This is a genomic window from Nonomuraea sp. NPDC003560 (genome assembly GCF_042878785.1).
In the GTDB taxonomy this organism is placed as follows: Bacteria; Actinomycetota; Actinomycetes; order Streptosporangiales; family Streptosporangiaceae; genus Nonomuraea.
In genome coordinates this window covers 1,090,868-1,102,685 of the sequence record NZ_JBIAOF010000002.1, presented here as the reverse complement: position 1 = coordinate 1,102,685, position 11,818 = coordinate 1,090,868, and the positions used below count along the sequence as shown (strand labels likewise).

9 protein-coding genes are annotated in these 11,818 nt (G+C 72.2%); 5 read left to right on the top strand and 4 right to left on the bottom strand.

All coding sequences use genetic code 11. The annotated features are described in order from the left end of the window. Positions 1-13: 13 nt before the first annotated feature. The gene (locus tag ACFYUV_RS10495) at positions 14-1,363 is read left to right on the top strand and encodes an alpha/beta hydrolase (protein ID WP_387667269.1); all 1,350 of its coding nucleotides are present in this window, start codon (positions 14-16) and stop codon (positions 1,361-1,363) included. A gap of 42 nt (positions 1,364-1,405) precedes the next feature. On the opposite strand, the gene ACFYUV_RS10490 is transcribed toward ACFYUV_RS10495, so the two are convergent. The 3 genes from ACFYUV_RS10490 to thrC all read right to left on the bottom strand — a co-directional run bounded on the left by ACFYUV_RS10490 (position 1,406) and on the right by thrC (position 6,551). Continuing rightward, positions 1,406-3,910 carry an excinuclease ABC subunit UvrA gene (locus ACFYUV_RS10490; RefSeq protein WP_387667266.1) on the bottom strand — a complete coding sequence of 835 codons (2,505 nt, stop codon included), beginning with the start codon at positions 3,908-3,910 and terminating at the stop codon, positions 1,406-1,408. A gap of 642 nt (positions 3,911-4,552) precedes the next feature. After that, complete coding sequence (locus tag ACFYUV_RS10485; RefSeq protein ID WP_387667264.1) at positions 4,553-5,035, bottom strand: nuclear transport factor 2 family protein; 483 nt, start codon at positions 5,033-5,035, stop codon at positions 4,553-4,555. Between the two features lie 451 nt (positions 5,036-5,486). Further along, a complete protein-coding gene (gene thrC, locus ACFYUV_RS10480; protein ID WP_387667262.1) occupies positions 5,487-6,551 on the bottom strand; it encodes a threonine synthase in 1,065 nt (354 codons plus the stop codon). A gap of 55 nt (positions 6,552-6,606) precedes the next feature. Between thrC and ACFYUV_RS10475 the strand changes: the two genes are divergently transcribed. After that, on the top strand, positions 6,607-7,419 hold the full coding sequence (locus tag ACFYUV_RS10475) for a MurR/RpiR family transcriptional regulator (RefSeq protein WP_387667260.1): 813 nt from the start codon (positions 6,607-6,609) through the stop codon (positions 7,417-7,419). Between the two features lie 191 nt (positions 7,420-7,610). Here the strand turns inward: ACFYUV_RS10475 and ACFYUV_RS10470 are convergent, their stop codons facing one another. Continuing rightward, positions 7,611-8,060, bottom strand: a complete 450-nt coding sequence (locus tag ACFYUV_RS10470; protein WP_387667493.1) for a TetR/AcrR family transcriptional regulator C-terminal domain-containing protein — start codon at positions 8,058-8,060, stop codon at positions 7,611-7,613. Here ACFYUV_RS10470 and ACFYUV_RS10465 point away from each other — a divergent pair. The 3 genes from ACFYUV_RS10465 (at position 7,999) to ACFYUV_RS10455 (ending at position 11,714) form a co-directional block, all read left to right on the top strand. Next, positions 7,999-8,187 carry a hypothetical protein gene (locus tag ACFYUV_RS10465; protein WP_387667257.1) on the top strand — a complete coding sequence of 63 codons (189 nt, stop codon included), beginning with the start codon at positions 7,999-8,001 and terminating at the stop codon, positions 8,185-8,187. The two genes, ACFYUV_RS10470 and ACFYUV_RS10465, sit on opposite strands and share 62 nt — an antisense overlap. A gap of 4 nt (positions 8,188-8,191) precedes the next feature. Continuing rightward, on the top strand, positions 8,192-8,557 hold the full coding sequence (locus tag ACFYUV_RS10460) for a dihydrofolate reductase family protein (protein ID WP_387667254.1): 366 nt from the start codon (positions 8,192-8,194) through the stop codon (positions 8,555-8,557). A gap of 280 nt (positions 8,558-8,837) precedes the next feature. Next, complete coding sequence (locus ACFYUV_RS10455; protein ID WP_387667251.1) at positions 8,838-11,714, top strand: ATP-binding protein; 2,877 nt, start codon at positions 8,838-8,840, stop codon at positions 11,712-11,714. The last annotated feature ends 104 nt before the right edge of the window (positions 11,715-11,818 follow it).

The window sequence follows — 11,818 nt, the reverse complement described above, 5'->3', positions numbered from 1 at the left end:
ACCCGGCGATCAGATGGGCGAACAGATGGACGCCGCCGGTGCTCGATGCGCCACCGTCCTGGTCCCGATGGACTACCGCAGACCGCAGGGGCGGACCCTCTCCGTCGCGATCTCACGGATCAAGGCCACCGATTCCGCCCGGCGCCGCGGCGTCTTGCTGCTCAACCCCGGCGGGCCGGGCGGCGCCGGCCTCTCGATGACGCTCCTGGGCAAGGCGATGCCCGAGGTCGCGGCCCGTTACGACCTGGTGGGCATGGACCCCCGATTCGTCGGCCGCAGCACACCGACCAGCTGCCGGTGGCAGACCGACACCTTCCTCCGCTCGGCGGGACCCGACCGGCGTACCTTCGACGAGGGGGTGCGCCTGGCCGAACAGTTGGCGGCGGGCTGCGCCAAGGGCAATCTCCAGACCCTGCCGTACGCCACGACCAGGAACACCGCACGCGACATGGACGTGATCCGGGCCGCGCTCGGCGAGCAGAAGCTGTCCTACCTCGGTTACTCCTACGGCACCTACCTGGGTGCGACCTACCTGCAGATGTTCGGCTCGCGGGCCGACCGGGTGGTGCTCGACAGCGCCGTCGACCCGCAGGTGTACGGCCCGCGCATGTTCGCACGCGCCGCCCCCGCGATGGACGCCGCGCTGCGCCGCTGGGCGTCCTGGGCCGCGTCACATGACAAGGAGTACGGGCTGGGCGGGACCCGTGACGCCGTCCTGGCGACCGTGGAGAAGATCAACCGGCATCCCGTGAAGATCGGCGCATACCGCGTCGATGCCCATGTCGTGCCGTACTGGCTGTTCGCACGCCTCTACAGCGACGACCCGCAGTCCTATGCCGTCCTCGCCGAGGAGGCGCGGGCGCTGAGCCGCGGCGGCGAGACGCCGCCGCCCGCCTCGCTGAAGGAATTCCTCGACGGCCTGTTCACCGGTTCCGGAGAGGCCACGGACCGGGCGGGCACGGCGATCCTGTGCGGTGACCGGGCCGCACCCCGCGACCCGGCGACCTACTACCGCAACATCCAGCGGCACCGCACCGCAGAACCACTGTTCGGGCCGCTCGCCCGCAACATCTCCCCGTGCGCGTTCTGGCCGGTCAAGCCGCTTGAAGCGCCCACGAGGGTCGGCAACTCCGTACCGGCGTTGATCGTCGGCGCGGCCGGCGACCCCGCGACGCCCTATCCGGGCCAGCAGGCCATGCACCGGGCGCTGACCGGCTCCCGCATGATCACCTTGAACGACGCCTTCCGCCACGGCGTCTACCTCGCGGCGGGCAACGCCTGCGTCGACACCAAGGTCACCAGCTACCTGGTCGACGGTGTCCTGCCCGGTGAGGACGTCACCTGCGGCCGCCCGGCCGTCTGACACGTTCGCGCCCCACCACCAGCCGTCCCGGCCGGAAGAGCCTCATCGTCCTCGACGACCTGTTCCAGCGAGCCGCGGCCCTTCCAGGAGCGGCAGGCCCGCCGCGTACCGCCGGAGGAAGCCGGCGGTCGGGGTGTTCGCGGTTGCGACGGCGTCCGGGGTGCCCTCCGCGACCACCGCGCCCCCGTCCGGACCGGCTCCCGGCCCCAGGTCGATCACCCAGTCCGCGGACGCGGCGACGGGGATGTCATGTTCGGCAACGACGACGGTGTTGCCCGAGTCGAGCAACACGTCGAACGCGTCCACCACCCGCTGGACGTCAGAGGGGTGCAGGCCCGAGACGGGTTCGTCGAGAACGACAAGACCGGCCTTGCGGCCCGCGGCCCCGCGCTGGATGGCGGAGGCCAGCTTCAGCCGCTGCGCCTCGCCGCCGGACAACTCCGTGGCGCTCTGGCCGAGCTGCAGATAGCCGAGCCCGACCTGGTTCAAGGCTCCCAGGGTCTCGGCGAGTTGCCGGGGTTCGGAGAACTGCTCCACCGCCTCGGCGACGGTCAGCTCCAGCACCTGATCGATGGCCAGTCCCTGGTACTTGATCTCCAAGGCCTCCGGCGTGTAGCGCCGGCCCTGGCATGCGTCGCAGACCACCCACACATCCGGCAGGAAGTGCATGTCGACCAGCTTGCGGCCATAACCGGTGCAGGGTTCGCAGCGGCCACCGCCCGCGGTGTTGAAGCTGAACCAGGACGCGTTGACCCCACGTGCGCGTGCCATGTCGGTCTCGGCGAACAGCTTACGGACGACGTCGAACGCCTTGCTGTAGGTGGCCGGGTTGGATCGCGGCGTGCGCCCGAGCGGTTCCTGATCGACGACGGCGACCCAGTCGAACCCCTCCAGGCCGGTCACCTGGCGCACGGCGTCGGTCGTCGTCCCGTTCAGAGCGGCCTCCACGCTCGCCGCGAGCGCGCCGAGCAGGCTGCTCTTGCCGCTGCCGCTCACCCCGGTCAGGCAGGTGAGCCGACCGGCGGGGAAACGCACCACGTCTGCGGTCACGTTGTGCGCGCGCAGGCCGTGCAGCTCCACCCAGCCGGTGTCATCCCCGGCCGGACGGCGGGTCCGGCGCAGCCGTGGCCCCTCACCGGCCAGGTAGCGTCCGGTCAGTGACGTGGGGTGGGCGGCCGCGTCGGCGGGAAGCCCCGACACCAGGATCTCACCGCCGAGGCGGCCCGCGCCGGGCCCCATGTCGATCACCCAGTCGGCCCGGGCGATCAGTTCGGGGTCGTGCTCGACCAGGAGCACCGTGTTGCCGGCCTCGCGCAGCTCCAGAGCGATGTCGAGCAGGTGCGCCTTGTCCGCCGGATGCAGCCCGGTCCCGGGCTCGTCCAGGACGAAGACGATGCCGCTGAGCTCGGTGCTGAGCTGTGCGGCGAGCCGGGTTCGCTGCAACTCGCCCCCGGACAGTGTCGCCGCGCTCCGGGACAGCTGGAGATGGGCCAGGCCGAGGCGGTCGAGGATCCCGAGTCTGCGGCCCAGGTCCTGCAGCAGCGGCTCACCCACCTCGCGCTGCCGGACGTCCAGGTCGCCGGCCACCCGCTCGGCCCAGCCGCGTACCTCCCGTACGTCCACCTGGAGCAGGTCGGGAAAGGTCAGCCCGCCGAGCCGCACGGACCGGGCCACCTGGTCGTACCCGCTGCCGCCGCAGGTGCCGCACGGCTGCTTGCGCATGTACGGCAGGTAGCGCTGCTTGGCGCTGGCGGTCTGGGCGTTCAGGAACACCCGCTCCACCTCGGCCAGCGCCCCCCGCAGCGGCTGGCTGGAGGTGTAGGTCACCGAGACCGTCTCCTTCTTGCTGGTCATGTCGACGGTCGCCTCGACCTTCTCCTCACCTGTGCCGTACAGCACGCAGTGGCGGAACTCCTCCGGCAGCGACCGCCATGGCAGGCCGAGGTCCACGCCGCGCTTGTCGGCGAGCGCCGGCACGAACGCGTGCTCCCCCGACCGCCACCTGGCGTACCAGGGCGAGGCCCCCTCGAAGAGGGGAAGCTCCGGACGGGTGATGATGAGGTCCTCCTGCGCCTGCCAGCGCCCGCCCACGCCGTGACAGTCCGCGCAGCTGCCTTCCGGGGTGTTGCGGTCGAAATGAGCGGTCGTCAGATGCCCGTTGACGCTCTGCGCCGCCGGGTCCGCGCCGATTCCCGGAAGGCGCGAGTACAGCAGTCCCAGATGCCCGTCGATGCCGGTGATCGTCGCGACCGTGGACCGGGGGTTGCGGTTCAGGCGGCGCTGGTCGACCGCGAGCGTCGCGCCGAGTCCCAGGATGCGGTCGACCTTCGGCCGATTGCGCTGGGTGATGTACTGCCGTACGAACGGCGAAAGCCCCTCCAGGTAGCGCAGCTGGGCCTCGTTGTGCAGGGTGTCGATGGCCAGCGAGGTCTTGCCGCTGCCGCTCACCCCGGTGAAGGCGGTGAGCCACCCCTTGGGGATGCTCACCGACACGTCCCGCAGATTGTTGGTACGAGCCCCCACCACCTCGATGGCCTCTCGCCCCATACTGGCGACGTCCCGTACGAACGCAGTCAACCTTGATCCACCCTCTCGCAACACAGCAGAACACAGGCGGACGGACGCCCACCCATGTCGAACAAGTCGATTCCGCCACTACGCGGCCGTTTGATCAGACCCCTCGGCACCCGGCCGGTCTGGATTCGGCCCATGCCGCAGATCAAGACCGGGCCCCCATCCATGAGGCCCCCGGTCCACACCCACATCGGCGCCGACCGGTGCATTGATGATCACCCTGAAACCCGACGCCTTGTGTCATGTTTTCATCCGTGTCCTGTCCCGCGACATGCTGGACAGGTCGATCCCAAGACATGGGTGACAGGTGCTGCCTTCGGCCCGTCCGTCGTGCGTTGTTGCGGCGTCGCGCGTCAGGAAGGCGGGAATGGCCCTGGTGGACATGCCCGTTGTCGAACAGCGGTACCGGGCTGTGTCGGCGGCGTCGGCGGGCATGGGTGGTGACCGGCGTCGGCGACCGCTCGCGCTTCTGTGTGATCGCCAAGGCGGTGGTGCGGGCCACTGGCCGTGCGGTCTGCCTGGCCTTTGTGGAGGCGTTCGGGGCGCCGGGCGAGGTGCTGCACTGGCAGGCCTGCCACCAGCCGGCCGCGTACTCAACCTCACGGGACAGGACAGCTAGACGTCGTCGTCCGGGCGTAGGGCGTTCAGGACCGCAGAAGTGTCCAGGTAGAACGGGTGTATCTCGGTGATGCGATCATCCTTGATCGTCATCAGCTGCATCACCGAGGTCTCCAAGGCCCGGCCGGTGGCGCGGGCGCGCAGGATGCCGCGGTTCCAGACCACGACACTGTCGCCGTCGACCACATACTTCTGCTCCAGGAACTCCAGGGACTGCCATGCCTCGCTCATGGCGGCCATGAACTGCTCGATGCCGCTCGGTCCGCGCCAGATGCCCCCGTAGGGCAGGGAGTCCGCCTGGTACATCACGACCTCTGGGTCCAGGCACTCGGCAAGCTGGCCGAAGTCGGCCTTGCCGAAGCCCCCTGCGGCGATATAGGCGACTTCCGCCCGGTAGAACCTCTCCAGCACTGCCAGTGCGCTCCTGCCCTCGTCGCCCCCCGAAGCCGGACCGTCATTCGTCATTGCTTCTGCCATCATGCGCTCATCATGTCCGCCCCCGACAGGATGCATCCGGCGCGAATCGGACCTGTAGGCGGCAAGCTCGCCACCGACGACCGGCCGCACTGCTGGACGCGGTGTCCTCCCTCCGGGACGGGGACACTGCGCCTGCCAATGATGACATCCGTCCAGGTCATGGCCATCTGGAGGCTTCGCGGCGCGGCGCGAGTCGCGCCGGCATCGCGATCTGATGAGACGTCGTCACGCTGGTACCTGTCGGCCGAAGCGGCCTGGCCGCCCACCCACGGTCCGCTCCATCCGTGCCCTCATCCTGCGTCTGGTTCGGGAGAACCACACCATCACCTGAACGGGCAGCGCCAGTACATCCTGGCCGTCATCGAGCACGCCGGCAGACGGATCCGTGTGCCGCTCGTGCGCGACCGATCGAAGGAGTAACGCAGGAATCCCGCGCCCATCGGCGCGCCCGGGATCAGGCGGCGAGGCCGAGGGCTTGGGCCACGGCCGAGGTGGCCGAACTGGTTTCCGTCGCGGTGTAGCCGCCGCGCAGGGAGGCGTCCTGGTCTTTCAGGCCGTTGCCGCTCAGCGTGATCACGATCCGCCGGCCCGGCGCGAGGTTGCCCCGGGCGTGCTGGTCGAGGAGGCCGGCGATCCCGGCGGCCGAGGCGGGCTCGGCGAAGACGCCGTCGCGCCTGGCGACCAGCTCGTACGCCTCGAAGATCTGCGCGTCGGTCACCGCGGCGATCAGCCCGCCGGACCGGTCGCGGGCGTCGAGCGCGCCGTCCCAGGTGGCCGGGCTGCCGATGCGGATCGCGCTCGCCGCGGTCTCGGGATCGGCGACCGGCGTGCCGTGGACGAGCGGCGCGGCCCCCGCCGCCTGGAAGCCCCACATGCGCGGCGACCGGCCGGACAGCCCCTCCTGCTCGTAGGCGCGGTAGCCGCCCCAGGTGGCGGTGATGTTGCCGCCGTTCCCGACGGGCAGGCAGTGGATGTCGGGCGCGTCGCCGAGCGCGTCCACGATCTCGTAGGCGACCGTGCGCTGCCCCGCCAGGCGCAGCTCGTTGCCGACCGAGTTGACCAGCGCGATCGGGTGGTGGGCGGCGAGCTCGCGGGCGACGCGCAGGCAGTCGTCGAACGTGCCGTCGATCTCGACGATCCGCGCGCCGTAACGGACCGCCTGCCCCAGCTTGGCGAGCGCGACCCGCCCCTTCGGCACGAGCACGGCGGCCGTCAGCCCGGCGCGCGCGGCGTAGGCGGCGGCCGAGGCGCTGGTGTTGCCGGTGGAGGCGCACACGGCAAGCTCGGCGCCGGCCTCGGCGGCCCTGCTGATCGCCACGGTCATCCCGCGGTCCTTGAACGACCCCGTGGGGTTGGCGCCCTCGACCTTCAGCCAGACCTCGCAGCCGGTCACCGCGGACAGGTGCGCCGAGCGCAGCAGCGGGGTGTTGCCCTCGTTGAGCGAGACGGCGGGCGTGTCGGGGGTGACCGGGAGCCAGCGCCGGTAGCCGCTGTCGATCAGTCCGTTCCAGGTACTCATACCGGCGACCGTAACACTTGTTTCATTCACTCCGCCACGCGTAACATTTGTCAGCATGGATGAGGATCCGGTGACGAACCGGCTCAGCGCGGTCTACCCCGAGCTGCCACCGGGCGAGCGGGCCGTCGTACGGGCGCTGCTCGACGACCACCCCTTCGCCGCGCTCGGCTCGCTGCGCGCGCTCGCCGAGCGGGCCGGGGTCAGCCCGCCGACCGCCTCCCGGCTGTTCGACCGGCTCGGGTACGCGGGGTTCGCCGGGTTCCAGGCGGCCGTGCGCGACGGCGTCCGCGACCGGTCGCGCCTACGCGAGTTCGTCGCCCGTCCGCCCGGCACCCGGCGGGCCGCCGAAGACCTGCGTGCCGGGCTCGACAGCACCCTCGCCGCCGTCACCGAGCCCCTGCTCGACGCCGTCGGCGACCTGCTGGCCGGAGCCGCGTCGGTCTGGGCGCTCGGCGGGCCGCTCAGCGAGCTGGCCGCCGAATACCTGATCAGGCAGCTCGCCGGCCTGCGTCCGGGGGCGCATCGGGTGCCCGACTCGGCGTCCGCGCGTGCCCGTACGCTGCTCGACCTGGGCGGTTCTGCGGCCGTGGTCGCGTACGACTTCCGGCGCTACTCCCCCGCGACGGCCCGCTTCACCGAGGCCGCGTGCGCCCGCGGGGCGCGGCTGGCGCTGATCACCGACGCCGGGGAGTCGCCGCTCGCGGCGCGGGCGGAGGTGCTGATCAGGCTGCCGCGCGAGGCCGCCGGGCCGATCGCGCCGCTCGCGCACCAGATCGCCGTCACCGAGCTGCTGCTGGTCGCCGTGGCGGCCCGCCTCGCTCCCGCCGGCCGCCTGGCCGACCTCGACGCGCTCACCGAGATGTTGTGAACCGCTTGTAGAAGAAGGGCGAGGCTGATCGTCGCGACCACGACGCCGCCGGCGTCGCGGCCCCCCAGACCATCAGCCCGTCCCGGCGACCACCGCCGCCTGCTCGCGCCACCAGCCGGCCGCCTCCTCCAGCCCGAACGGCTCCACGAACCCCACCGAGGCCCGCTCGGCACTTCCATCCGGTCACAGCACTAGCGTCGGGCTTTCGCCGGGGCGATGGACGATCTGGCGCTCGTAGGGGTTGGTTCGTCGCCGCTGTTGTGGGTGCGTTGAGTGATGGCGCGTTCGAGGCCGTCGAGGAGGGCGAGGAGGCCGAATTCGCGGGTGGTGGTGGTTGAGGGGATGGCCACGGTGGTGGCCAGCAGCGGGAAGCGGCCGGCGTTGAGGAGTAGCAGGTCGCGCATGATGGGGGCGGCGCTGCCGTCCGTCCAGGTCTGAGTGCCTTGGGTGGCGGCCGGGTGGGTGGCGCGGATGTGGTGGGACACCATCATGACGGCGTCGAGTCGTTCGCGTTCGGTCAGGGGGGTGTCGGTGAGGGCGCTGAGGGCTGTTTCGGTCCATGCGGTCTCACGTGGGCCCATGACACGGTCGCCCACGGTGATCGACGGCAGCCAGGGGTGGCACCGCCAGACGGTGGACAGTCCGCGGGCGTACTCCTCCAGCCTGGCCCGCCAGCCGGCCGCCCCGCTCAGGTCGGGGGGTGTGCCGACCGCCGCCTCGATAATGGAACAGGGCTGGTGCGATCCTCGCGGGACGGCGGACCGCTGAGCTCATGGACCACTGGGGCGGCTCTCATGGCGGTCTGCCGACCTTCGTCCCCAGCCACCGGCCGCCCGGCCCGGCGGCCAGGTGGGGCTATCCGCTGGTGACCTACGTGAACGACGGGATCGAAAGCGCGATGGCGCAGGCGAAGGCCGCCGCCGGGGAACGGGACGTCCAGATTCGTGGTGGCGCGTACACGGTGCAGCAGGCCCTCCAGGCCGGGGTGCTGGATGAAGTGCAGATCCATCACATCCCAGTACTCCTGGGCGCAGGGCGCCGGTTGTTCGACGTCCTGCCGTCGGAGATCGAGTTGGAGATCATTCAGGTGATCGACACCCCAGAGGCCACCCACATCCGCTACCGCGTCCGCCGCTGAGCCGATCGGCCACGGACCGGGCTCATGGAGATCTGGGTGGCGTTGTATATGTCGGATCCGGGTCGACGTAGACCACAGACCGGACCGGCGGCGGGCCGCCCAGGTTGCGGCCCGCCTGGGTTTCGCCCGTCTGACCCAGAATCGGTGCACCTCGCCGCCCAGGAGCTCGGACAGGACGGGCCGCGCGGCCACCCCCGTCGCGGCGGCCGAGCCCCATGGGTCAGCCGCCAGGTAAGACAGACGTGACATTTCATGCGGGCGGCGCTTCAATGGCTCGATTATGGACGATGCCGAAATGGCGGCGGAGCGGGTGATCTCGCCCGTCCTCGTCGGCCGGGACGCGGAGCTGCGGCGGCTGCGGGCGGCGGTGCGGCGTCCCCCGGCCGTCGTCATGATCGAGGGCGAGGCCGGCATCGGCAAGACGCGGCTGGTCAGCGAACTGGCCGCCGAACTGCGTGACCGGCCGCCGCTCGCCGCCGAACCGCCTGATCGGCCGCCGCTCGTCGGCGGGTGCCCGCAGATTCGGGAGCCGTTCCCGCTCGGGCCCGTGATCGAGGCGTTGCGCGGCGCGGCCGGGAGGTTGCCCGAGGGCGGCCTGTCGCCGGTGACCGGCGCGCTGCGCCCGCTGCTGCCCGAGCTCGCCGCCGTCCTCCCGGTCGAGCCCGGCCCGCTGGACGACCCCGCCGGGCTGCGGCATCGCGTGTTCCGCGGGCTCGCGGAGCTGCTCGCCGCGCTCGGCCGGGTCGTCCTGGTGCTGGAGGATCTGCACTGGGCCGACGAGCAGACGGTCGAGTTCCTCGGCTACCTGCTCGCCGACCCGCCGCCCGGGCTCGTCCTCGTGCTCACGTTCCGCGGTGAGGAGGCTGGTCCCGGTCTGCGGGCGCTCACCGCGCGGTTACGTCCTGAGCTCGCCCATGCCCACCTCGTGCTGGCCCCGCTGGACGCCGCCCGGACGAACGAGCTGACGGCCTCGATCCTGGGCACCGCGCAGGTGTCGGACGAGTTCGCTGCCTACCTGTGCGAGCGTACGTCGGGCCTGCCGTACGCCATCCAGGAGCTGGTCGCGCTGCTGCGGGCCCGCGGCGTCCTGGTCCAGCGCGGTACCAGGTGGGCGCGCAAGACGCTCGACGAGCTCGGCGTACCGGCCGGGGTGCGGGACTCCGTACTGGAACGGGTGCGCGGCCTGAGCGCGAACGCGCAGGCGGTGGCGGAGGCCGCGGCGGTGCTGCGGGTGGCCGTGCCGGTGCCCGATCTCGTGGCCACCTGCCGCGTACCGGAGCAGGACGCCCACGAGGGCCTGGACGAGCTCCTCGACCGCGGCCTGTTCGCCGAGCACGCCGGCACGGCGGGCTTCCGGCACGCGCTGGCCGTCCAGGCGGTGTACGGGAGCATCCCGCTGCCCAGGCGCCAGGACCTGCACGTCCGCGCGGCCAAGGCGGTGGCGCGGCAGAATCCCACGCCGCTCGGCCAGATCGCCCACCACCACCGTCACGCCGGCCGGCACGACGCGTGGGTGGACGCCGCGGAGAAGGCGGCCGACCAGGCCGTGGCCCTCGCCAACGACGCGGAGGCCGAACGCCTGCTGGAGGCGGTCCTGCGGCACGCGCCCCTCGACCCGGAACGCGAGGGCAGGCTCGCGGCGAAACTGGGCTGGGCGGGCGGTTACGCGCTGGGCGCCGACGAGCTCATCGGCCTGCTGCGCGCCGCCGCCGCCCGCCAGCCGCCCGGACCGGTGCGCGGCGAGCTGAACTACCTCATCGGGCTGAAGCTGGAGGCCGGGGGCGCCGCGCCGGAGCTCACCCGCGGGGCCATGATCGAGGCGGTCGCCGATCTCGCCGACCGACCGGTGCTGGCCGCGTACGCGATGGTGGGCCTGGGCATGCCGAGAACCCCTGGTGTCCCGCTCGCCGAGCACCTGCGCTGGCTCGACCTGGCGCTCGAACGGCTGCCCGAGATCGCGGAGCCCGAGCGGCGCATCTCCGTGCTCGGCAAGGTCGCCATGGTGCTGACCCTCGTCGGCGACCCGCGCGGGGCGAGCCTGACCGCGCAGGTCGTGGCGCGGACCGGCGGCCGTCCGACGAACCGGTGGGAGGTGGTGGCCTACGACTCGATCGGCGAGGTCGCCTGCCTGGCCGGGCATCACGACACCGCGTACCGCCTGCTGGACGCCGCGCTGGCCGAGGCGGCCGAGCACGACGTCACCGGCCTGATCGAGTCCAGGTGCCGGTTGAACCTGGCGGCTCTGGCGTACTGCCGGGGCTCCTGGGACGGCGTGGCGGACGAGCTCGAAGCGTTGCGGGTGCGTTTCGCCGACCTGCCCAGTTACCGGCTCACCGCGGACACCGTGTCCGGCTGCCTGGCCCTCGCGCGCGGGCGGGCCGACGCCGCGCGGCTCGACGACCTGGTGCGCGCGAACCTGGAGACGGGCGCGGCCGACGTGCTCGCACTACCGGTGAGCGCGCTGCTGCGGCTGGCCGTCGCACAGGACCGGGCCGGGGAGGCCGTGGCGCGTACCGGCGAGGCGTTCTCGTTGTGGGCGGCCAAGGGGTTGTGGCCGGTGGCCGTTCGGGCGGTTCCCGCGCTGGTCGAAGCCCTGGTGGGGCTGGGCAGGGCCGAGGAGGCCGGGGAGCTGGTGTCACGTCTCGAAGGCGAGCTCGCCGCGCTGGACGCGCCGCTCGCACGGGCGGCGCTCGACCATGCGTGGGGCTTCCTGTCCGCCGACGCCGTGCGCTTCATGGACGCGGCGGCGTCGTACGAACGGCTGGGGGCGCCGTACGAGGCGGCGCAGGCGCGCGAGCACGCGGCCGGGCTGCTGCTCACCGCCGGTGACGAGCGGGGGGCGTCGATGCTGGAGGCCGCCCTGCACGCGTACGGCGGGCTCGGCGCCGCCTGGGACCTCGACCGGGCGGGCCGGCTGAGCAGGCGCTGGGGCCTGCCCGTACCGGCCCGGCATCGCGGCGGCCCGCGCGGTTACGGGTCCGCGCTCTCCCCCAGGGAGGACGCGGTGGCCAGGCTGGCCGCCACCGGCCTGACCAACAAGGAGATCGCCAAGGAGCTGTTCCTGTCGGCCAAGACCGTGGACAAGCACCTGGGGTCGGCCATGCGCAAGCTGGGCCTGCGCTCCCGCGCGGGGCTGGCGCACCGCCTCGACGCCTGACTATTGGGGTGTTTGCCCCATAGGTAGCCATCTGTCGCTCCTGTGACGCTAGGCGCATGCCCGAAGAGCCCGATCCGAAGGACGAGCAGGACACACCCGAGCCC

Bases quoted from the DNA above. Each gene is read 5' to 3' on its own strand.
- ACFYUV_RS10460 (WP_387667254.1), top strand. From the start codon at position 8,192: ATGGACCACTGGGGCGGCTCTCATGGCGGTCTGCCGACCTTCGTCCCC.
- thrC (WP_387667262.1), bottom strand. From the start codon at position 6,551: ATGAGTACCTGGAACGGACTGATCGACAGCGGCTACCGGCGCTGGCTC.
- ACFYUV_RS10495 (WP_387667269.1), top strand. From the start codon at position 14: ATGGGCGAACAGATGGACGCCGCCGGTGCTCGATGCGCCACCGTCCTG.
- ACFYUV_RS10490 (WP_387667266.1), bottom strand. From the start codon at position 3,910: ATGGGGCGAGAGGCCATCGAGGTGGTGGGGGCTCGTACCAACAATCTG.
- ACFYUV_RS10465 (WP_387667257.1), top strand. From the start codon at position 7,999: ATGACACGGTCGCCCACGGTGATCGACGGCAGCCAGGGGTGGCACCGC.
- ACFYUV_RS10455 (WP_387667251.1), top strand. From the start codon at position 8,838: ATGGACGATGCCGAAATGGCGGCGGAGCGGGTGATCTCGCCCGTCCTC.
- ACFYUV_RS10475 (WP_387667260.1), top strand. From the start codon at position 6,607: ATGGATGAGGATCCGGTGACGAACCGGCTCAGCGCGGTCTACCCCGAG.
- ACFYUV_RS10485 (WP_387667264.1), bottom strand. From the start codon at position 5,035: ATGATGGCAGAAGCAATGACGAATGACGGTCCGGCTTCGGGGGGCGAC.